The 21,678-nt window shown below is 62.9% G+C and carries 21 protein-coding genes; 10 read left to right on the forward strand and 11 right to left on the reverse strand.

Annotation, left to right across the window (positions count from 1 at the left end; genetic code table 11):
- The first annotated feature begins 9 nt into the window (after nt 1-9).
- From ACF8E5_RS14795 to lnt, 5 genes are all read left to right on the forward strand, one after another.
- Nucleotides 10-555, forward strand: a complete 546-nt coding sequence (locus ACF8E5_RS14795; protein WP_058603547.1) for a tetratricopeptide repeat protein — start codon at nt 10-12, stop codon at nt 553-555.
- 105 nt (nt 556-660) lie between these two features.
- On the forward strand, nt 661-1,659 hold the full coding sequence (locus tag ACF8E5_RS14800; protein ID WP_028687151.1) for a PhoH family protein: 999 nt from the start codon (nt 661-663) through the stop codon (nt 1,657-1,659).
- Entirely contained in the window at nt 1,652-2,125 is a 474-nt protein-coding gene (gene ybeY / locus ACF8E5_RS14805; RefSeq protein ID WP_058638960.1) for an rRNA maturation RNase YbeY, read from the forward strand. Before ACF8E5_RS14800 ends, ybeY begins: the two co-directional genes overlap by 8 nt.
- A 25-nt stretch (nt 2,126-2,150) precedes the next feature.
- Nucleotides 2,151-2,990 (forward strand): HlyC/CorC family transporter, encoded by an 840-nt coding sequence (locus tag ACF8E5_RS14810; RefSeq protein ID WP_023534628.1) that lies wholly within the window; start codon nt 2,151-2,153, stop codon nt 2,988-2,990.
- An 8-nt stretch (nt 2,991-2,998) separates the two neighbouring features.
- Nucleotides 2,999-4,516, forward strand: a complete 1,518-nt coding sequence (lnt, locus tag ACF8E5_RS14815; protein WP_058638959.1) for an apolipoprotein N-acyltransferase — start codon at nt 2,999-3,001, stop codon at nt 4,514-4,516.
- Between the two features lie 45 nt (nt 4,517-4,561).
- On the opposite strand, the gene ACF8E5_RS14820 is transcribed toward lnt, so the two are convergent.
- Nucleotides 4,562-5,323, reverse strand: coding sequence for a YdcF family protein (locus ACF8E5_RS14820; protein ID WP_058638958.1), 762 nt, complete (start codon nt 5,321-5,323; stop codon nt 4,562-4,564).
- A gap of 115 nt (nt 5,324-5,438) precedes the next feature.
- Nucleotides 5,439-5,753 carry a hypothetical protein gene (locus ACF8E5_RS14825; RefSeq protein ID WP_078477937.1) on the reverse strand — a complete coding sequence of 105 codons (315 nt, stop codon included), beginning with the start codon at nt 5,751-5,753 and terminating at the stop codon, nt 5,439-5,441.
- Nucleotides 5,754-5,977: 224 nt separating this feature from the next.
- Here ACF8E5_RS14825 and leuS point away from each other — a divergent pair, with 224 nt between their 5' ends.
- The 5 genes from leuS to ACF8E5_RS14850 all read left to right on the forward strand — a co-directional run bounded on the left by leuS (nt 5,978) and on the right by ACF8E5_RS14850 (nt 12,025).
- On the forward strand, nt 5,978-8,584 hold the full coding sequence (leuS, locus tag ACF8E5_RS14830) for a leucine--tRNA ligase (RefSeq protein ID WP_392475456.1): 2,607 nt from the start codon (nt 5,978-5,980) through the stop codon (nt 8,582-8,584).
- A 61-nt stretch (nt 8,585-8,645) separates the two neighbouring features.
- The gene (gene lptE, locus ACF8E5_RS14835; RefSeq protein ID WP_145253609.1) at nt 8,646-9,251 is read left to right on the forward strand and encodes an LPS assembly lipoprotein LptE; all 606 of its coding nucleotides are present in this window, start codon (nt 8,646-8,648) and stop codon (nt 9,249-9,251) included.
- Nucleotides 9,252-9,291: 40 nt separating this feature from the next.
- The gene (gene holA / locus ACF8E5_RS14840; protein ID WP_058603540.1) at nt 9,292-10,329 is read left to right on the forward strand and encodes a DNA polymerase III subunit delta; all 1,038 of its coding nucleotides are present in this window, start codon (nt 9,292-9,294) and stop codon (nt 10,327-10,329) included.
- A 160-nt stretch (nt 10,330-10,489) separates the two neighbouring features.
- A complete protein-coding gene (gene arfA, locus ACF8E5_RS14845) occupies nt 10,490-10,654 on the forward strand; it encodes an alternative ribosome rescue factor ArfA (RefSeq protein WP_027915252.1) in 165 nt (54 codons plus the stop codon).
- Nucleotides 10,655-10,714: 60 nt separating this feature from the next.
- Nucleotides 10,715-12,025, forward strand: a complete 1,311-nt coding sequence (locus tag ACF8E5_RS14850) for a lytic murein transglycosylase (RefSeq protein ID WP_058638953.1) — start codon at nt 10,715-10,717, stop codon at nt 12,023-12,025.
- Between the two features lie 82 nt (nt 12,026-12,107).
- On the opposite strand, the gene ACF8E5_RS14855 is transcribed toward ACF8E5_RS14850, so the two are convergent.
- The 9 genes from ACF8E5_RS14855 to mrdA all read right to left on the reverse strand — a co-directional run bounded on the left by ACF8E5_RS14855 (nt 12,108) and on the right by mrdA (nt 21,663).
- The gene (locus tag ACF8E5_RS14855; RefSeq protein ID WP_326384037.1) at nt 12,108-13,046 is read right to left on the reverse strand and encodes an LD-carboxypeptidase; all 939 of its coding nucleotides are present in this window, start codon (nt 13,044-13,046) and stop codon (nt 12,108-12,110) included.
- A gap of 108 nt (nt 13,047-13,154) precedes the next feature.
- On the reverse strand, nt 13,155-14,171 hold the full coding sequence (gene lipA, locus ACF8E5_RS14860) for a lipoyl synthase (protein ID WP_058603537.1): 1,017 nt from the start codon (nt 14,169-14,171) through the stop codon (nt 13,155-13,157).
- Nucleotides 14,172-14,173: 2 nt separating this feature from the next.
- On the reverse strand, nt 14,174-14,821 hold the full coding sequence (gene lipB / locus ACF8E5_RS14865; protein ID WP_058638951.1) for a lipoyl(octanoyl) transferase LipB: 648 nt from the start codon (nt 14,819-14,821) through the stop codon (nt 14,174-14,176).
- Complete coding sequence (locus tag ACF8E5_RS14870) at nt 14,821-15,096, reverse strand: DUF493 domain-containing protein (RefSeq protein ID WP_058603535.1); 276 nt, start codon at nt 15,094-15,096, stop codon at nt 14,821-14,823. The genes lipB and ACF8E5_RS14870 overlap by 1 nt, the downstream gene beginning before the upstream one ends.
- A gap of 72 nt (nt 15,097-15,168) precedes the next feature.
- Nucleotides 15,169-16,329, reverse strand: coding sequence for a D-alanyl-D-alanine carboxypeptidase family protein (locus ACF8E5_RS14875; RefSeq protein ID WP_023534573.1), 1,161 nt, complete (start codon nt 16,327-16,329; stop codon nt 15,169-15,171).
- A 267-nt stretch (nt 16,330-16,596) separates the two neighbouring features.
- On the reverse strand, nt 16,597-17,604 hold the full coding sequence (locus tag ACF8E5_RS14880) for a septal ring lytic transglycosylase RlpA family protein (protein ID WP_058603534.1): 1,008 nt from the start codon (nt 17,602-17,604) through the stop codon (nt 16,597-16,599).
- Nucleotides 17,604-18,614, reverse strand: a complete 1,011-nt coding sequence (gene mltB / locus ACF8E5_RS14885; RefSeq protein ID WP_392475457.1) for a lytic murein transglycosylase B — start codon at nt 18,612-18,614, stop codon at nt 17,604-17,606. The genes ACF8E5_RS14880 and mltB overlap by 1 nt, the downstream gene beginning before the upstream one ends.
- Nucleotides 18,615-18,631: 17 nt before the next feature.
- Nucleotides 18,632-19,735, reverse strand: a complete 1,104-nt coding sequence (rodA, locus tag ACF8E5_RS14890; protein ID WP_042139378.1) for a rod shape-determining protein RodA — start codon at nt 19,733-19,735, stop codon at nt 18,632-18,634.
- 38 nt (nt 19,736-19,773) lie between these two features.
- Entirely contained in the window at nt 19,774-21,663 is a 1,890-nt protein-coding gene (gene mrdA / locus ACF8E5_RS14895; protein WP_058603532.1) for a penicillin-binding protein 2, read from the reverse strand.
- Nucleotides 21,664-21,678: the final 15 nt, after the last annotated feature.

A 21,678-nucleotide genomic window follows, 5' to 3' on the forward strand; every position in this document is an offset into this window, starting at 1 on the left:
TCGATCCCCATGAACCGCACCGGCCGCGCCCTCACCCTGGGCTGCCTGTTGCTTCTCCAGCCCCTGCTGGCCCTGGCGGAGGGCGGTAACTCGTTGCTCATCCCGACGACGGGTCGCTGCACCTTGAACGTGCAGCCGCAGGACCTGGCCAGCGCACTCAAAACCTGTGAACAGGTGGCCGATGCCGGCGATGCCCAGGCACAGTACGAGCTGGGCGAGTACTTCTATGCGCAAGCGCCGAAAAACCTCAACAAGGCACTGGACTGGTACCAGAAAGCGTCCCTGCAAGGCCATGCCGAGGCCCAGTACCGCCTTGGGTCGATGTTTTTCCGCGGCGAAGGGGTCAAGGCCAACAACGTGCAGGCCTACATCCTGTTGAAGATGGCGGCAGTCAACGGCGCTGAAGATGCCCTGGACATGGCGGACGAAGTCACCGAACAGATGCCCAGGGACGACCTGGAGCATGCGACGCAGGTGCTCGGCCAGATCTTCCGCAAGTACCTGCTCGAGCTGCAGAACGCCGAGGGTCGCTCGCCGTTCTCCCCGCTGCCCTAGGCTTTGCTTGCAGAATGCCGTTGAGCCCATCAGGACTTTCGCCACTGCCATTCAAGGGTTATTCTTGAGCTCACACTCATTGCCGTCGGGCGGCTAAAAACGACCTTGAACGCACCCATCGAACCCCATCGTTTCATCCTCGAACCTTTCGAGGCCCACCGTTTCGCCAACTTGTGTGGCCAGTTCGACGAGCACCTGCGCTTGATCGAACAACGCCTTGCCATCGAGATCCGCAACCGCGGCAATCAGTTCGAACTGATCGGCGAATCCAAGACCACCCATGCTGCCGAGCAACTGCTGCGCCGTCTCTACCGCGAGACCCAGGCTACCGAGCTGTCGCCGGAAACCGTGCACCTGTACCTTCAGGAATCGGCCGTCGAGCACATCGACAACCCGGCGGTGAACGAGGTCAGCGTCTCGCTGCGCACACGCAAGGGCAATATCCGACCACGGGGCGCCAACCAGCAGCGCTACGTCAAGGAGATCCTGGCCAACGACATCAACTTCGGCATCGGCCCGGCCGGTACCGGCAAGACGTACCTGGCCGTGGCGTGTGCTGTCGACGCACTGGAACGTGAACAGGTTCGCCGCATCCTGCTGGTGCGCCCGGCCGTTGAAGCTGGCGAGAAGCTCGGGTTCCTGCCTGGCGACCTTGCACAGAAGATCGACCCTTATCTGCGCCCGCTCTACGATGCCCTTTATGAAATGCTGGGCTTCGAGCACGTGGCCAAGCTGATCGAGCGTCAGGTCATCGAAATTGCGCCGCTTGCCTACATGCGCGGTCGCACCCTGAACAACAGCTTCATCATTCTCGACGAAAGCCAGAACACCACGCTCGAGCAGATGAAGATGTTCCTCACCCGTATCGGCTTCGGCTCCACGGCGGTGATCACCGGCGACATCACCCAGGTCGACCTGCCCCGGGGCACCAAGTCGGGCCTGGCGCATGTGATCGAAGTGCTGCGGGACGTGCCGGGCATCAGTTTCACCCACTTCCAGCCCAAGGACGTGGTACGTCACCCCTTGGTGCAGCGCATCGTAGAGGCCTATGACCGCTTCGAAGCCCGCCAGGCCACTCCCGAGGCGCCCGGCAAAAATGCTTGAACTGGACATACAACGGGCGACACAGGCTGTCGCCCCGGTCGATGCCGACTTTCGCCGCTGGTGTGAACTGGCCTTGCAGCAACGCAAGGCCGACTCGGAGATGACCATTCGTCTTGTGGACGAAGCGGAAGCGCGCGAGCTCAATCACACGTATCGACACAAGGACTACGCGACCAACGTGCTGTCCTTCCCGGCCGACGTGCCAGACGAATTGCTCGACATCCCCTTGCTGGGCGACCTGGTGATCTGCGTCGCGGTGGTCGAACGCGAGGCGGCCGAGCAAGGCAAGTCGCTGGCGGCGCACTGGGCGCACCTGGTCATACACGGCTGCCTGCATCTGCTCGGTTACGACCACATCGAGGATGAGGAAGCCGAGGAGATGGAAAGCCTGGAACGAGAATTGCTGGCGCAACTGGGTCACCCGGACCCATACGCCGATGACGAAACCGAATCAACCCCACACTGATAGACCAAGGATCACGAGAACCGCCATGAGCGAAGATCGATCGAGCAACGGGCAGAAGTCCTGGCTGGGTAAACTGACCCAGGCTTTTGCCCATGAGCCGAAAAACCGCCAGGAGCTCCTGGAGCTGCTGCGCGAAGCACATCAGAACAAGCTGCTGGACAGCGAGGCGCTGACCATCGTCGAAGGTGCCATCCAGGTGGCGGACCTTCAAGTGCGTGACATCATGGTGCCGCGCTCGCAGATGAACAGCATCAAGGCCGGCCAGTCGCCGCGCGAGTTCCTGCCGGCGGTGATCGACGCGGCGCACTCGCGCTACCCGGTAATCGGCGAAAGCCATGACGATGTGCTCGGTGTCCTGCTCGCCAAGGACCTGCTGCCGCTGATTCTCAAGGAGAACGGCGACAACTTCGACATCAAGACGCTGCTGCGCCCGGCCACTTTTGTGCCCGAGTCCAAGCGCCTGAACGTGCTGCTGCGCGAGTTTCGCGCCAACCACAACCACATGGCCATCGTCATCGATGAATACGGCGGCGTGGCTGGCTTGGTGACCATCGAGGATGTGCTCGAACAGATCGTCGGCGATATCGAAGACGAACACGACGTCGAAGAGGACAGCTACATCAAGCCGCTGCCCAACGGCGACTTCCTGGTCAAGGCGCTGACGCCGATCGAGCACTTCAACGAGTCCTTCGACAGCGCGTTCTCCGACGATGAGTTCGACACCGTCGGCGGTTTGGTGATGAGTGCATTCGGCCATCTGCCCAAGCGCAACGAAACCACCGAAATCGGCGCGTACAAGTTCCGCGTGCTCAACGCCGATAGCCGCCGGATACACCTGCTGCGCCTGACCCCGATCAACCGTTAAGGAACGACATGCGCTGGATCACCCGCCCCGGCTGGCCCGGTAACCTGCTGGCCCTGGCGGCCGGCGCTTCTACCCTCCTGGCCCTGGCGCCATTCGATCTGTGGCCACTGGCGCTGCTGTCCATCGCCCTGCTCTACCTGGGCCTGCGCGAGCTTAGCCCGCGCCAGGCCCTGTGGCGTGGCTGGTGGTTCGGCTTCGGCCTCTACGGCGCCGGCACCTGGTGGATCTACGTCAGCATGACGAACTACGGCGGCGCCTCGCCGCTGTTGGCCATCGCGCTGCTGGTTGCGTTCTTTGCGGCCTTGGCCTGGTTCTTTGCGCTGCCCACCTGGTTGTGGGCACGCTGGTTGCGGCGCAACGAGGCGCCCCTGGCCGATGCCCTGGGCTTTGCTGCCCTGTGGGTGGGGCAAGAGGCGTTTCGCGGCTGGTTCCTCACCGGCTTCCCGTGGTTGTACGCAGGCTACAGTCAGCTGGACGGCCCGCTGGCCGGCCTGGCGCCTCTGGGCGGGGTGTGGCTGGTGTCGTTTGCGTTGGCCCTGACGGCTGCGCTGCTGTGCAACCTCAACCGTTTGCGTACCCGCCCGGGCTTTCTTGCCATCGCCTGCGTGCTGCTGCTCACTCCCTGGGCAGTAGGATTGGCACTCAAAGGGCATGCCTGGACTACTCCGGCAGGCGACCCACTCAAGGTCGCTGCCATTCAGGGCAACGTCGAACAGGACGTGAAGTGGGACCCGGCGCATATCGACGCCCAGTTGGCCCTGTACCGCGACCTGAGTTTCAGTTCAAAACCTGCGGACTTGTTGATCTGGCCGGAAACGGCGGTACCTGTGCTCAAGGACCAGGCGCAAGGGTATATCGACATCATGGGGCGCTTCGCCGCAGACCGGCATTCGGCCCTGATCACCGGCGTGCCGGTTCGCGAAGTGGTGCACCGCCAGCGTCGCTACTTCAACGGCATCACCGTCACGGGCGAAGGGGACGGCACCTACCTCAAGCAGAAGCTGGTGCCCTTTGGCGAATATGTCCCGCTGCAGGACATGCTGCGGGGGCTGATCGAGTTCTTCAACCTGCCCATGTCGGATTTCGCCCGGGGCCCTGAGGACCAACCGCTGCTCCAGGCCAAGGGTTATCAGATCGCGCCTTATATCTGCTACGAGGTGGTCTACCCCGAGTTTGCCGCCGGCCTGGCGGCACGTAGCGACTTGCTACTGACCATCAGCAACGACACCTGGTTCGGCACTTCCATAGGCCCGCTGCAGCACTTGCAGATGGCCCAGATGCGTGCGCTTGAAGCCGGCCGCTGGATGATCCGGGCCACCAACAATGGCGTGACGGCCTTGATCGACCCGTTCGGGCGCATCACGACCCAAGTGCCTCAGTTCCAGCAGGCAGTGATGTACGGCGAGGTGGTGCCGATGCAGCAGCTGACGCCTTATCTGCAATGGCGTTCCTGGCCGCTTGCAATCGTTTGTGGGTTGCTGCTGGTCTGGGCGTTGATGGCCGGGCGTGTGGCCAGGGCAGTGTGACGGGGCTTTGAAGTTGACGTTCCAAGGGGCTGTTGCTCAGCCCTTTCAGTAGAACAACCGATACCCCACCAGCCCAGCCACCTCATTGAGCAACTGCCCGCTCTGCCACATGGCCCGGCTTTCCGGCAGCCAACCACCGAATGGCCGCGCCGGATCACGGCCGAGGAAGCCGACTGGCGCGGGTACCACTTCGAAACCTGCCTGCTCGAAGCTCCAGCGTGAGCGCTGCATGTGCCAGGCCTGGGTCACCACCACGACGCGGCGTATCCCCAACGGCTCAAGCACACTCGCCGAGTGCTGGGCATTTTCCCAGGTGGTGCGGCTCGCCTGCTCCAACCACTTCACCTCAATGCCGAAGTCGTCATGCAGGCTGTCGGCCATCAGCTGCGCCTCGCTGGGTGGTGTGCCGTAGTGCAGCCCGCCGCTGGTCAGCACCGGTAGCCCGGACGCCTTGGCCAGGCGAGCGGCAAAGCGCAGCCGCTCCAAGGCCGTGGGCGTCGGCTGGTCGACACCCGCCCAGGCAGGGTCGCCCCGTTCACGCCCTGCGCCCAGCACGACGATGGCATCGGCCCGCTGCTTGAGGCCAGCCCAGTCCTGCCCGGCTAGCGCAGGCTCCGTCTCCAGGGCTCTTGCCAGGTACTGAACGGCCACCGGCAAGCTGGTCATCCACAGCCCGCCTAGCCCTGCCACAAAGCACACAGCGGCCAGCCGGGGGCGACGCCTGCGCAGCCACCAGGCTGCAAGCAGCAGGAGAAACAGCACGCCTGGGGGTAACAACCACTGTTTGATGAAATACCGAATGGGCATGCACACCTCCTTCGAAGGTGTGCAGACTAAAAGCATCGGCGCCGGCCAACAACATGGCCGGCGTCGATCAAGGTCGGATTACTGTGCAAACCCTTGAAAGGCGCCGCGCAAACCCCTAGCGGCGGGAGGCCTTGCGTGGGCGTGGCGTGCGCACTGTGCGCTTGATGTCCTTGAGCCAGATGATCCTGGCCGACGCAGGTTCAGCTTGCGGCCTGAGGTTTGCAGCCTCGTCGGCGCGTTTCTGGAAGGTATCCAGATAAGTTTTGATCACCTCGAACTCGGCGCGGCTCAAACCACGCAACTCCAACTCGGCTGGCGCCTCGTCCCGAAGCCGCATGGACGTTCTGGCTGTATCCAGGGCAAGCCCGAGCCTATCGATCAGGCGCTCATAGAGTTCTGGTTTTCCTGCAGGTAGCTGCGACTCTCCCATTCGTTCACCTCATTGAAGATAACGATTATCTCCCCCACCCGAGAGCTTAGCGTCGTTGCGAAAAGCAGCCCGACGCTGCGACCAGCGGCCATTCGCAACGAACGTTTCCCACGATGCGCGGCGCTGCTGTATGCTACGGCGTTCACTCCCGATGACACCGGAGTGCCGGACGCAGCGAGGTTCGCTGCCTGGAAAGGTCTCCTCTCTCTCAGCCAAAAGTAGCCATGCACGAACAATACACGCCCCGTGATATCGAAGCCGCCGCCCAGACATTCTGGGACGAGCAACAATCGTTCGCTGTTACCGAACAGCCAGGCAAGGACACGTACTACTGCCTGTCGATGTTCCCGTACCCGAGCGGCAAGCTACACATGGGCCACGTGCGCAACTACACCATCGGCGACGTTATTGCCCGCTACCAGCGCATGCTGGGCAAGAACGTCCTGCAGCCAATGGGCTGGGACGCTTTCGGCATGCCTGCCGAAAACGCGGCGATGAAGAACAACGTCGCCCCGGCCAAGTGGACCTACGAAAACATCGACTACATGAAGACCCAGCTCAAGAGCCTGGGCCTTGCCATCGACTGGGCCCGCGAGGTCACCACCTGCAAGCCCGACTACTACCGTTGGGAGCAGTGGCTGTTCACCCGCCTGTTCGAGAAGGGCATCATCTATCGCAAGAACGGCACCGTTAACTGGGACCCGGCTGACCAGACCGTGCTGGCCAACGAACAGGTCATCGACGGACGCGGCTGGCGTTCCGGCGCGCTGATTGAAAAGCGCGAAATCCCGATGTACTACTTCCGCATCACCGACTATGCCGACGAGCTGCTGGAAAGCCTCGACGAGCTGCCGGGCTGGCCTGAGCAGGTCAAGACCATGCAGCGCAACTGGATCGGCAAGTCCCGCGGCATGGAAGTGCAGTTCCCGTACGATCAGGCCAGCATTGGCCACACCGGTACGCTGAAAGTCTTCACCACCCGCCCGGACACGCTGATGGGCGCTACCTACGTGGCAGTCGCCGCCGAGCATGCGCTGGCCACCCAGGCGGCCCAGGGCAACCCGGCGCTGCAAGCCTTCATCGATGAATGCAAGGGCGGCAGCGTGGCCGAAGCGGACATGGCCACCCAGGAAAAGAAGGGCATGGCCACTTCCCTGCTGGTCGAGCACCCGCTTACCGGTGAGAAGCTGCCGGTCTGGGTCGCCAACTACGTGCTGATGCACTACGGCGACGGTGCAGTCATGGCTGTGCCAGCCCACGACGAACGCGATTTCGAGTTCGCCCGCAAGTACGACCTGCCGGTCAAGGCCGTGGTGCGTACCAGTGCCGGTGACGAGGTGGGCGCCCAGTGGCAGGCTGCCTATGGCGAGCATGGCCAGCTGATCAATTCCGGCGAATTCGACGGCCTGGATTTCGCCGGCGCCTTCGACGCCATCGAAGCGGCGCTGGTGCGCAAGGACCTGGGCAAGTCCCGCACCCAGTTCCGCCTGCGCGACTGGGGCATCAGCCGCCAGCGTTACTGGGGCTGCCCGATTCCGATCATCCACTGCCCGTCTTGCGGCGATGTGCCGGTGCCGGAAGACCAGTTGCCGGTTACCCTGCCCGAAAACGTGGTACCGGACGGTGCAGGCTCGCCGCTGGCGCGCATGCCCGAATTCTACGAATGCAGCTGCCCCAAGTGCGGCGCTGCGGCCAAGCGCGAAACCGACACCATGGACACCTTCGTCGAGTCCTCGTGGTACTTCGCGCGCTACGCCTCGCCCAACTACGAAGGCGGCATGGTAGACCCGAAAGCGGCCAACCACTGGCTGCCGGTCGACCAGTACATCGGCGGCATCGAACACGCCATCCTGCACCTTCTGTATGCGCGCTTCTTCCACAAGCTGATGCGTGACGAAGGCCTGGTGACCTCGAACGAGCCGTTCAAGAACCTGCTGACCCAGGGCATGGTCGTGGCCGAAACCTACTACCGCGTCGCCAGCAACGGCGGCAAGGACTGGTTCAACCCGGCCGATGTCGAAGTCGAGCGCGATGCCAAGGCCAAGATCGTCGGCGCGCGCCTGAAGACCGATGGCCTGCCGGTTGAAATCGGCGGCACCGAAAAGATGTCCAAGTCCAAGAACAACGGCGTCGATCCCCAGTCGATGATCGAACAGTACGGCGCCGATACCTGCCGCCTGTTCATGATGTTCGCCTCGCCGCCCGACATGAGCCTGGAGTGGTCCGACTCAGGTGTGGAGGGCGCCAGCCGCTTCCTGCGCCGCGTCTGGCGCCTGGCTCAGGCCCACGTTGCCCAGGGCTTGCCTGGCAAGCTGGAGGTGGCAACCCTGGATGACGCGCAGAAAGTGATCCGCCGCGCCATCCACGCCGCCATCAAGCAAGCCAGTACCGATGTAGGCCAGCACCACAAGTTCAACACCGCCATCGCCCAGGTGATGACCGTGATGAACGTGCTGGAAAAAGCGCCACAGGCCACCGCGCAGGACCGTGCCCTGATGCAGGAAGGCCTCGAAGCCGTCACCCTGCTGCTGGCCCCGATCACGCCGCACATCTCCCACGAGCTGTGGAAGCAACTGGGCCATGACCAGGCCGTCATCGATGCCGCCTGGCCTGCAGTGGATGAAGCCGCGCTGGTACAGGACACCGTGACCCTGGTGGTGCAAGTCAATGGCAAGCTGCGTGGCCAGATCGAGATGCCAGCCGCAGCCAGCCGCGAAGAAGTCGAAGCCGCCGCGCGCAGCAACGAGAATGTCCTGCGCTTCATCGATGGCCTGGCCATCCGCAAGGTCATCGTAGTGCCGGGCAAACTGGTCAATATCGTCGCCAACTGATGGCAACGCCCGTTCGCAGGCTCTGCGCACGGGCGGAACAGGCTCACGAGGGAGCAACAACATGATCAAACGCAATCTGCTGGTAGTTGGCCTGGCGGTCATGCTCAGCGCCTGCGGGTTCCAGCTGCGCGGCACGGGCACCAGCGAAATGAGCGTCAAGGAGATGGACGTCAGCGCGCGCAACGCTTACGGCCCGACCGTGATTCAACTGCGCGAAGTGCTCGAGCGCAGCGGCGTGAACGTCCACGCAGGCGCACCTTACCGCCTGGTGCTGACCAACGAACAGGAGCGCCAGCGCGCCGTTACCTACAACAGCGGCAACCGCACGGCGGAATTCGAGCTCACCACCGAGCTGGACTACAGCATCCAGGGCCTGAACAACCTGGAGCTGACCAGCGACAAGGTCGAAGTGCGCAAGGTCTATGTGCGTGACGCCTCGAACATCACCGGTTCCGAGCAGGATGCCAAACGCGCCCGTGACGAGATGCGCCGCGACTTGGTCAATGCCATGATCGTGCGCCTGCAAAACCTCACCCCTGCCCAGCTCGATGAATTGCAGCGCAAGGCCGATGAGCGTGCCAAGGCCGAAGCGGATGCGCTGGAAGCCGCGCGTCGCCAGCAGGCCGAGACACCGCAGCAGTCGCCGCTGGAAGTGCCGGGCAACTGAGCCCGTGCAGGGCGCTGTCTGGCGCCCTGCCCCCGATGCCATGAAACTCGCCCCCGCTCAACTCACCAAACACCTGCAAGGCTCACTCGCGCCCGTCTACGTGGTCAGCGGCGATGACCCGTTGCTGTGCCAGGAAGCGGCCGACGCCATCCGCAGCGCCGCCCGCCAGCAAGGTTTCGACGAGCGCCAGGTATTCAGTGCCGATGCCAACTTCGATTGGGGCACCCTGCTGCAAGCGGGTGCGAGCCTGTCGCTTTTCGCCCAGCGACGCCTGCTGGAACTGCGCCTGCCCTCGGGCAAGCCGGGTGACAAGGGCGCTGCCGCGTTGCTGGAATACTGCGCCCGCCCTGCCGAAGACACGCTGCTGCTGATCAGCTTGCCAAAGCTCGATGCCAGCGCGCAGAAGACCAAATGGGGCAAGGCACTGGTCGAGGGTGATCATTGCCAGTTCATCCAGATATGGCCCGTGGACGCGCATCAGTTGCCCCAATGGATCAATCAGCGGTTGCAACAGGCAGGCCTGAGTGCCCAGCGTGACGCCGTGGACCTGATTGCTGCGCGCGTGGAGGGCAACTTGCTCGCGGCCGCGCAGGAAATCGAAAAGCTCAAGCTGCTGGCCGAGGGCAACGTCATCACCCTGGAAACGGTCCAGGCCGCGGTGGCGGACAGCGCGCGCTTCGATGTCTTCGGGCTGGTCGACGCCATTCTCAAGGGTGAAGCCGCCCATGCCTTGCGCATGCTCGAAGGCCTGCGCGGCGAAGGCGTGGAGCCCCCGGTGATCCTCTGGGCCCTGGCCCGTGAACTGCGGCAACTGGCGGGCCTGGCCCAGCAGTTCAGCCAGGGCGTTCCCCTGGACAAGGCCTTCAGCCAGGCACGCCCACCCATCTGGGACAAACGCCGCCCCTTGGTTAGCAAGGCCCTGCAGCGGTTACCCGCCCAGCGCTGGTCGCAGCTGCTGCAGGACGCCCAGCGTATCGACGCCCAGATCAAGGGCCAGGCGCAAGGTTCTCCCTGGACAGGCCTGGCGCGCCTGGTGCTACTGATGGCCGGCCAGCGCCTAGCGCTGCCTGCCCAATAGTCGAAGCCCTGCCTATAGAGCCCGCGCTTGTTGGCCATGGCCGGCAAGCCGCCTCATGAGGCCTGGATGACACTCACGACCATATAAACAATCAATTGGCCTGCCCACGGCCAAGCCTGCACAGTGCAGCCCGCACCGTCCCAACGCAGGAACCACCTTCATGAGCAAAAAACCAAACAAGCAAGGCCATAACAAGGCCAAGTCCATCGTCGCCCAGCCCCTGTTCCGTTGCCGTCAGGAACGGCCGGAGAAAGGCAAGGGCAGCTACCGCCGCGAAGCCTTCCAATCGAGAGATTGGGAGGCTTCTTACTTTTTGGCGGCATGAAGGCATCCGTAGCGCAGGCATGATATGGTCATCACCTGACCTGCAGACCTGGACCTGTGCATGCTCTACCGTCTTTTTCCTCGTTGGGAAACCCGCCAGCTCGTTGCGGCCTCCAGCTTCATCCTGCTCGTTGCCTGTGCGGAAAAACCCACGGCAGCCGATGCATTGCCCCTCGCCCAGGCGCAGCCGGCACCTGTCGTGAATGCACCTGGCAAGGCGCCAGACAGCAACCCAGATATCCAGCCGTCCCAAACCTTTGCCCAGTGGCAAGCAGGTTTCCGCCAACAGGCCCTGCAAGCAGGCATTGCCCCGGAAATTTTCGACAAGGCGTTTCTCGGCGTCACGCCGGACATGGACGTGATCAAGGCTGACCGAAGCCAGCCAGAGTTCACCCGGCCAGTCTGGGAGTACCTGGAAGGTGCCTTGTCCCCCGTGCGCGTACGCAACGGCAAAAGGCTGCTGGAGCAGAACGCCGAGCTGCTGACCCGCCTGGAACAGCGCTACGGCGTTGATCGCCAGATCCTGGTCGCGGTATGGGGTATGGAAAGCAACTTCGGCCAGTTCCAGGGCAGCAAGTCAGTGATCCGCTCCCTGGCCACCCTGGCCTACGAAGGACGACGCCCACAGTTTGCCCAAGACCAGCTGATTGCCGCCCTGCAGATCATCCAGCACGGTGATATTCAGCCTGATGCGATGCGCGGCTCCTGGGCCGGCGCCATGGGCCAGACCCAATTCATCCCGACCACCTACAACACCCATGCCGTGGATTTCGACGGCGATGGCCGCCGCGATATCTGGAACAGCACGCCCGATGCCTTGGCCTCCACTGCACACTACCTGCAAAGCTCAGGCTGGAAGCGTGGCCAACCCTGGGGGTTCGAGGTGCAGGTACCGGCAGGCTTCGATTATTGGCAAGCTGACGGGACCTCGCGCAAGCCGATCGCCGAATGGTTGGCCATGGGCCTGACACTGCCTGCTGGTACGCAGTTGCCAGCCGGTAGCAATGAGTTGCCAGCCGCCCTGTTGCTGCCCGCTGGCGCGCGAGGCCCGGCATTCCTGGTTCTCGACAATTTCCGCGCCATTCTCAAATACAACAACTCATCGGCTTACGCGCTGGCCGTCAGTCTCCTGAGCGATCGCTTCACCGGCTGGGGCTTCATCGCTGGCAGCTGGCCCAAGGACGACACCCCCCTGAGCCGTAGCGAGCGCATGGAGTTGCAGAACTTGCTCAATGCCAAGGGCTTTGAGGCGGGCAACGCCGATGGGATCATTGGCGCCAACACCCGCAAGGCCATCCGTAATGCCCAGCAGGGCCTGGGCTGGCCAGCCGATGGCTATCCGACGCACAAGCTCCTGGAGAGCCTACGGTAGCCACACGCTCTCGCTGACTGGCAACAATGCGGGTCCCCCTGGGCACGGTAACCGTGACCCTGGGGTGGCCTTGGCGCCAGGCTCATGCCTGGAACAACGCCTGCTCCAGCACCAGGCGCTGCCGCTCGCTGTCCAGCGTTACTCGGGCACCTAGCGGCAGGCAGATATTGGGGTCACAGTGCCCACTGCGCCATCCGGCCAGCACAGGGACGCCCAGAGGGCCGAACGTGTCGCGCAGCAGCGGTGCCAGCGCCGCCGCGGTAATGCCAGCAAAGTCCCCTACCAGCACACCCCTGATGCCTTCTAGCTTGCCGGCTAGCCGTAACTGCGTCAGCAGGCGATCGACTCGGTACAACGGCTCGTTCACGTCTTCGATGAACAGGATGCAGCCCTGGGTGTGCAGCTCTGCCAAGGTCCCCAAGGTCGCACCCAGCATCGACAGATTCCCACCCAGCAGCGGGCCACTGGCAAGGCCGGGGAAGACCGTGTGCAAGGGGAACTGCACCGGGTGCGTGATCAGGTCACCGGCTGCCACCTGCCCGCTCAACTGCGCCACCAGCGACGATTCGGTCGGTGCCTGCTTGCCACCCAGCAGGTCGGCGTTGAGCATGGCCCCGTGGAAGCTGATCATCCCTGTGTGACGGTAGAGCGCCGCATGCAAGGCGGTGATATCGCTGTAGCCAATCAAAGGCTTGGGATGGTGTTGCAACAGCTCGAAATCGAGCTTGTCCAGCAGGCGCATGCTGCCGTAGCCGCCACGCATGCACAGAACCGCGTCGATGGACGGGTCCCGGAAGGCGTCGTGCAGATCCTGTAGCCGCTGCGCGTCGGCGCCTGCCAGGTAGCCCTCGGACTGAGTCGCACCTGGATAGACCCGGCAGCGGTAGCCGCGCTCGGCGAACCACTGGGCCGCTTTGTGCACATCCAGACGCGCCGGGCCTGCCGGGGCAACCACGGCAAAGCAGGCATCGGGCTCAATGGCCTTGCGCAGTGGCAAGGCAGAAGGTTCTACGCAGTTCATCGGGCAACTCCATACGGCTTGTCACAAACAGCTTACGGCTTGGCTGGTAGAAAAAAAAATGCCGACGCGGCCTTGCGGCGCATCGGCATTTCTCTTTTTACGGTCAGATCAGAGTTTGATCTTGGCTTCGTGCGCTTGCTGGTCGGCATGGTAGGACGAGCGCACCAGCGGGCCGGAAGCGACGTTCTTGAAGCCCATGCGGTAGCCTTCCTCGGCGAACCAGGCGAAGGTGTCAGGGTGCACGAAACGCTGTACCGGCAAGTGGCTGCGCGATGGCTGCAGGTATTGACCCAGGGTGAGCATGTCGATGTCGTGCTCGCGCATGCGGTGCATGACCTCGATCACTTCTTCGTCGGTCTCGCCCAACCCGAGCATCAGGCCAGACTTGGTAGGAACATGCGGTACCAGCTGCTTGAACTTCTGCAGCAGGTCCAGCGACCAGTCGTAGTCCGAACCCGGGCGAGCGGCCTTGTACAGACGCGGCACGGTTTCGAGGTTGTGGTTGAACACATCCGGCGGCTCCTGAGCCGTGATCGCCAGCGCGACGTCCATACGGCCCCGGTAATCCGGCACCAGGGTTTCAAGCTGCACGCCTGGCGACAAAGCGCGGATTTCGCGGATGCAGTCGGCGAAATGCTGGGCGCCGCCATCGCGCAAATCATCACGGTCAACCGAGGTGATGACCACGTACTTCAGGCGCAGGTCGGCAATGGCCACCGCAAGGTTCTTCGGCTCGTCCACGTCCAACGGCTTGGGACGGCCATGCCCCACGTCGCAGAACGGGCAGCGGCGCGTGCAGATGTCGCCCATGATCATGAAGGTGGCGGTGCCGCCCGAGAAGCACTCGCCCAGGTTCGGGCAGGAGGCCTCCTCGCAGACGCTGTGCAGCTTGTGCTTGCGCAGCAGTTGCTTGATGCGGTCTACCTCGGGCGAGACCGGGATACGCACACGGATCCAGTCAGGCTTCTTGGGCAGCTCGTCAGTGGGGATGATCTTGACCGGGATGCGCGCGACCTTGTCGGCGCCTCGCAGCTTGACCCCAGCTTCGACCTTCTTGGGGGCGGAGCGCGGCGTAGCGTCCTGGGTTGGGATCAGGTTCGGCACGGCTTCTTGCACAGTAGTCATATTCAGTCGATTCCGCCCGTGAGGGTCGTCTGCTCTGCGTAGTCGAGGTGCTTGACCAGCTGTTCGCGCAGCCTTGTCCTGACCTCGTCGAGTTCGATCGGGCCTGCCAGGTCACGCAGCTGGGTCATCGCCAGCCCCGCATAACCGCAGGGGTTGATTCGGCAAAAGGGCGCCAGGTCCATGTCCACGTTCAAGGCAAGGCCATGAAAGGAGCGGCCGTTGCGGATACGCAGGCCAAGCGAAGCGATCTTCGCGCCGTCCACATACACACCGGGTGCATCGGGTTTGGCAGCGGCCTGCACCGCGTAGCCATCGAGCAAAGCGATCAGGCTGCGCTCGATGCGGCTGACCAGGTCGCGTACGCCAAAGCCCAGGCGGCGTACATCCAGCAGCAGGTAGGCCACCAGCTGGCCTGGCCCATGATAGGTCACCTGGCCACCACGGTCGGCCTGCACCACGGGGATATCGCCCGGCACCAGCAGGTGCTCGGCCTTGCCAGCCTGCCCTTGCGTGAAGACCGGCGGGTGTTCGACCAGCCAGACTTCATCCTGGGTATCGGCAGTGCGCTGCTCAGTGAAACGCCGCATGGCCTCGAGCACCGGCTCATAGGGCTGCAGGCCAAGTTCGCGGACACCGAGGCAGCCGGGCATCACAGCACCATTTTCACGATGCCGGTGGCACGCAGGGCGCTGTTGATGTCGTGGAGCTGGTTTTCGCTTTCGGCCACGATGTGCAGTTGCACGGTGGTGTACTTGCCTTCCTTGCTCTGGCGTTCGGCCAGCGTGGAAAGATCGACCTTGGCGTATTTGCTGAGCACTTCGATCACGGTGTCCTTGAAGCCGACACCAGTGTCACCAATGACTTTGATCGGGTAGTCGGCACAGGGAAATTCGATTTTATGAGACTTGACGTCTGGTTCGCTCATGGCGGAAACGGCCTCGCAAGCCGTGGCAACAACAACACCCCCGCGATCACGCGGGGGTGTGCAGGTCACGTGTCAGTTGAACAACCCGTAGAAGAATAGACGGATGCTATCCCACATACGGCGGAAGAAACCACCTTCCTCGACGCCATCGAGGGCGATCAGGTCGGCGCTATGAACCACTTTGTCGTCCAATTTGACTTCAACCTTGCCGATCACGTCACCCTTGGCAATAGGTGCGGTCAGTTGTGGGTTCATGGTCATCGAAGCCTGCAGGCGCTTAAGCTGGCCCTTGGGCATGGTCATGGTCAGGTCTTCGGCAAGGCCTGCCTTGACTTCGCTGGTGGCGCCTTTCCAGACCGGCGCCTTGGTCAGCTCGGTGCCTTTCTGATAGAAGGTCTGGGTTTCGAAGAAGCGGAAACCGTAGGTCAGCAGCTTCTGGGTTTCGGCAGCACGGGACTGCTCGCTATTGGTACCGAACACCACGGCGATCAGGCGCTGCCCGTCACGTACGGCCGACGCCACCATGCAGTAGCCAGCCTCTTCGGTGTGGCCGGTCTTAAGGCCGTCCACGGTCTTGTCACGCCACAACAGCAAGTTGCGGTTAGGCTGCTTGATGTTGTTCCAGAAGAACTCTTTCTGCGAATAGATGGCGTAGTGAGCCGGATCGACGTTGATGATCGCACGGGCCAGGATCGCCATGTCGTGAGCAGAAGAATAATGCTCCGGGTTCGGCAGGCCGGTGGGGTTCATGAAGTGACTGTTGGTCATGCCCAGGTCGGCAGCGGTCTTGTTCATCATGTCGGCGAACGCGTCTTCGCTGCCGGCGATGTGCTCGGACAGGGCGACGGACGCATCGTTGCCGGATTGGATGATGATGCCGTGCAGCAGGTCGCTGACGGTCACCTGGCTGCCCACCTTGATGAACATGCGCGAGCCCCCGGTGCGCCAGGCGTTTTCGCTGACGGTCACCGGGTCGTTTTCGCCGATCTGGCCACGGCGGATGTCCAGCGTGGCGATGTAGGCGGTCATCAGCTTGGTCAGGCTGGCTGGCGGAAGACGCTCGTCACCGTTGTTCTCGACCAGCACGTTGCCGCTGGACGCGTCCATGAGTACGTAGGACTTGGCTGCCAGTTGAGGCGGCGCGGGCGTCATCTGCTCGGCCGCGAAGGCTACCGGAGTGAGCAGGAGCAATACGGGCAAGCAAAGTCGTTTGGCAAGGTTGGTGATGTTCATCCGTCTCTCGAAAATCGCTTAATGGTCTGGAGATGTTTTCTGGGCAAGCACACGGCCCAGCACCGGTCAGTCTAGTTATTGGCCTGAGGCCTGGCCCGGCAACGTGCGACAGGGTGCCGCTGCGGGCAAAACCGGCATTGTACATGGCTGAGCCTGTCAATTCATGACAAAACCGCCACATTGCACCGTGCTTGCCCGTAGGTGAACCCCACACGCAGGCTGTTCATACCGTGCGCGAGGGGTCGGTCATCCTGCCGGGACGCCTGGTCAGTCAGCTGTGACCAGCTTGGCCTGCCCTAGGTTCGCCAGGCGAATGCTGTTCTGCGCCTGCTGGACTTCACCCTGGCTGTTGATCGGCCCCAGGCGTACACGATGCAATGTCTGCTGGTTACGCACGACCGAGCTGATGAACACCGGTGCGCTGACCATGCTGCTGAGCTTGGCGCGCAGCAGCTCGGCCGCATCCGGGTTGGCGAAAGCGCCGACTTGCAGGAAGCTGCCGCCAGTGCCAGCAGGCACGTTGTTGCCGCCTACCTGCACCGGCACCACCGGTGCTGCATGCTGCTGTGGCGGCGGCGTCCACTGCTCTACCCGACCGGAGCTGGCCGGGATCGCCTGGGTCTGGGCCACCTGGGGCTCCTTGAGCACCATGGGTGGCGTCTGGCCACGTTGTGCCCACCACTGCTGGGGGTCGATGCCTTCGACGCGCACATGGGCAGTGCCGATCTCGGCGTAGCCCAGCTTCTTCGCCGCCGCGTACGACAAGTCGATGATGCGATCGGAATAGAACGGGCCGCGATCGTTTACCCGCAGGATAACGCTGCGACCGTTAGCCAGGTTAGTCACCTTCACATAGGCGGGCAGTGGCAGTGTCTTGTGCGCGGCACTCATGCCGTACAGGTCGTACAGCTCGCCGTTGGCGGTGTTCTGGCCATGGAACTTGGTGCCATACCACGACGCCGTGCCCTCGGCGCGGTAGTTGCGCGCATCCTGCATCGGGTAGTAGGTCTTGCCCAGGACGGTGTAGGGGTTGGCTTTGTAGTTGCCGGTGTGCAGGGTGGGCGTGGCATCGGGGATCTTGTTGACGTCCACATCCCACCACGGCGCACCGTCCTTGTGGGCACGGTTGATGTCCAGGCCGGGCTGGCTGCGCACCACGCTCGCACCGCTGGAACTCTTGGGCGCCGGGCGGCTGGAGGAGCAACTGACCAATGCCAGGCCGATGGCTGCGCAGGTGATCAGTTTGAAGGAAGTGGTAGAGAAAATTGCGCGCATTAGTTGACGCCCCGTGCTTGGACCAGCTGTTGCGCAAGCTGATGCACCGCCATGGCATACATCACGCTGCGGTTGTAGCGAGTGATCGCGTAGAAATTCTTGAGCCCCACCCAGTACTCGGGGCCGTTCTCACCCTCCAGGCGGAAGGCCGTGACGGGCAGATCATCGCGCAGCGAATCATGAACCGACCAGCCAAGGGCACGCAACTGTCCGACCGTGCTGGCCGGCTCGATACCGGTGGTCAGGCCTTGATCGGCGCGCTCGCCCTGCACGGTTGCGCGGCTGACCACTTCCTGTCCGGCCATCCAGCCATGGCGCTTGAAGTAGCTTGCCACGCTGCCGATGGCATCATCGGGGTTGGTCCAGATGTTGATGTGCCCATCACCGTCGAAGTCCACGGCATAGTTGCGAAAGCTGCTGGGCATGAACTGCGGCAGCCCCATGGCCCCGGCATAGGAGCCCTTGAGGGTCAGGGGATCGAGTTGTTCTTCACGGGCCAGCAGCAGGAACTCACGCAGTTCCTTGCGGAAGAATTCGGCGCGGGGGGGATAATCGAAGCCCAGGGTGGACAACGCGTCGAGCACCCGGAAGTTGCCCGTGTTGCGTCCGAAGAAGGTTTCAACGCCAATGATCGACACGATGTATTGTGCCGGCACCCCGTATTCCTTCTCGGCCCGCGCCAGCACGGCCTCGTGCTGACGCCAGAAGTCCACGCCCCGCGCGATGCGCGCGTCGGTGAGGAACATGGGGCGATATTGCTTCCAGGGCTTGACCCGTTCGGCGGGCCGCGAAATCGCATCGAGAATCGACTGCTTGCGCTGCACTTCACGGAACACGCCCATCAGTTGTTCTGGGGCAAAACCATGGTCGCGGCTCATCTGGCCAACGAATTCGGCCACCTGGGGCGAGTTGTCGTAGTCGCCGGCCTCGGCCAGCTGTACAGCGCCAAACAGGCTCACCGCACCAAACCACGGCGCACAACGGGTAGCCCAGTTACGCACTGCTTGCATGTAATTGTTCACCTTATTCAAACCTGTGCGATCCACTTTCGATGCGTGTGGATCGACATCAGAACGCCAAACGCTGACAGCAGCGTCACCAATGAAGTTCCGCCATAGCTAATGAAGGGCAACGGCACGCCAACGACGGGCAAAAGGCCACTTACCATCCCGATATTGACGAACACGTATACAAAGAACGTCATGGTCAAGCTGCCTGCCAGCAGCTTGCCGAACAATGTCTGTGCCTGCGCCGTGATCATCAGGCCCCGGCCGATCAGCAGCAGGTAGACGATCAGCAACAGGCAAATGCCCACCAGGCCGAACTCCTCGCCCAGCACGGCGATGATGAAGTCGGTGTGGCTTTCAGGCAGAAAGTCCAGGTGCGACTGGGTGCCCAGCAGCCACCCCTTGCCGAACACGCCGCCAGAACCAATCGCTGCCTTGGACTGGATGATGTTCCAGCCCGTACCTAGCGGGTCGCTCTCCGGGTCGAGGAAGGTCAGCACCCGCTGCTTCTGGTAGTCGTGCATCACGAAGAACCACATGGCCACCGCCACCGGCACCGTGGCCGCCAGCACGCTGAGAATCCAACGCCAGCGCAGGCCGCCCATGAACAGGACGAAGGCACCGGAGGCCAGGATCAGCAACGCCGTACCCAGGTCCGGCTGGCGCACGATCAGGATGAACGGCACGCCAATCAATACCAGGCTGATGGCCACATGCTTGAGGTGCGGCGGCAGGGTGCGCTTGGACAGGTACCAGGCGATGGTCGCCGGCATGATGATCTTCATGAACTCGGAGGGCTGGAAGCGAATCACCCCGGGTATGTTGATCCAGCGCGTTGCACCCATGGCGTTGTGGCCCATCACGTCCACCACCACCAGCAGCAACACCCCGGTGAGGTAGGCCAGTGGCACCCATCGCGCCATGAACCGTGGCTCGAGCTGGGCGATGACGAACATCGATACCAGGCCAATGCCAAACGAGGTGGCCTGCTTGAGCAACAGGTCCCAGTTCTTGCCGCTGGCCGAATACAGCACGAACAGGCTGCCTGCGGCCAGGGTCAGGAGGATGATCAGCAAAGGACCATCGACGTGGATGCGCTGCAGGAAGCTGGCGCGCCGACGCATCACATCCTCGCTGGAGAGCATGCGATCGAAATTGTTCATCACAGCGGCGACTCCTGAGTAGCGGTAGCCGGCGCAAGCTCAGGCTTGAGCCGGCCGTTTTCGTCCAGCAGCCAGGCATCCATGATCTGGCGCACCACTGGCGCAGCCACCCCAGAACCCGACTCACCGTTCTCGACCATGACCGACACCACGATCTTGGGGTCGTCTGCCGGGGCGAAGGCCACGAACAAGGCATGGTCGCGGTGACGCTCCTGAAGTTTGTTGCGGTCGTACTTCTCGCCCTGTTTGATGGCCACCACCTGGGCGGTACCACTTTTGCCGGCGATGCGGTATTGGGCGCCGATGGCGGCCTTGCGGGCAGTACCGCGCGCGCCGTGCATCACCTGCTCCATGCCATGGGTCACGCGCGCCCAATCGGCCTTGTCGCGCAGCACGATGTCCGGCATTGGGTTTTCGTCCACCGGCGGTTCCCCTTCGATGGTCTTGGCCAGGTGCGGCCGATTCCACACACCCTTGTTGGCAATCAGCGCCGTCGCCTGCGCAAGCTGCAGCGGCGTGGCCTGCATGTAGCCCTGGCCGATACCCAGGATCAGGGTTTCGCCCGGGAACCAGGCCTGCCGGCGCGTGGCCCGCTTCCATTCCCGCGACGGCATCAACCCTGCGGACTCTTCGAACATGTCCAGCGATACCCGCTGGCCGATGCCGAACTTGTTCATATAGCTGGACAACCGGTCGATGCCCATCTTGTGGGCCAGGTCGTAGAAGTAGGTGTCGTTGGAGCGCATGATGGCGGTATCCAGGTCCACCCAGCCGTCACCCGAGCGGTTCCAGTTACGGTATTTGTGATCGTAGTTGGGCAGCTGGTAGTACCCAGGGTCGAACACACGGCTGCTTGGGGTCACCGCGCCGCTGTCCAGGCCGGCGATCGCCACGGCGGGCTTGATCGTCGAGCCGGGCGGGTAGAGGCCGCGCAGGATGCGGTTGAACAGCGGCCTGTCGATCGAATCACGCAGTTCGGCATAGGCCTTGAAGCTGATGCCAGTGACGAACAGGTTGGGGTCGAAGCTGGGCTGGCTCACCATGGCGAGCACTTCACCGGTGCGTGGGTCAAGCGCAACCACCGCGCCACGGCGCCCGGCCAGGGCGGCCTCGGCCGCTTCCTGCAACTTGATGTCCAGGCTCAGCACGATGTCCTTGCCAGGCTTGGGATCGGTACGCTTGAGCACCCTGAGCACACGGCCGCGGGCGTTGGTCTCGACTTCTTCGTAGCCGACCTGGCCGTGCAGCGTGGCCTCGTAGAACCGCTCGATGCCGGTCTTGCCGATGTGGTGCGTGCCGCTGTAGTTCACAGGGTCCAGGGTTTTGAGCTCTTTCTCGTTGATACGCCCGACGTAGCCCACCGAATGCGCGAAATGCGCCCCCTGTGGGTAGTGACGTACCAGCTGGGCGACCACTTCCACCCCTGGCAAGCGGAACTGGTTCACCGCCACACGGGCGATCTGTTCCTCGTTGAGTTCGAACAGGATAGGTACCGGCTCGAACGGCCTGCGCCCCTGGCGCATGCGCTTTTCGAACAGCGCGCGGTCGTCTGGGGTGAGTTCCAGTATCTCGACGATGCTGTCCAGTACCTGCTGCCAGTCTCCGGCACGCTCCCGGGTCATGGACAGGCTGAAGCTGGGCCGGTTGTCGGCGATCACTACCCCGTTGCGGTCGAAGATCAGCCCGCGTGTCGGCGGGATCGGCTGCACGTGCACCCGGTTGTTCTCCGACAGCGTGGAGTGGTAGTCGTACTGGATGATCTGCAGGTAGTACAGCCGCGCAATCAGCACGCAGATGAGCAGCATGACCGCCACGGCGCCGACCACGACGCGGTTGCGCACCAGACGGGCGTCTTTTTCGTGGTCCTTGAGGCGGATCGGCTGCGACATCGGGCTGCTTACAGG

The organism is Pseudomonas sp. WSY_20 (assembly GCF_043104335.1).
Classification (GTDB): Bacteria; Pseudomonadota; Gammaproteobacteria; order Pseudomonadales; family Pseudomonadaceae; genus Aquipseudomonas; species Aquipseudomonas parafulva_B.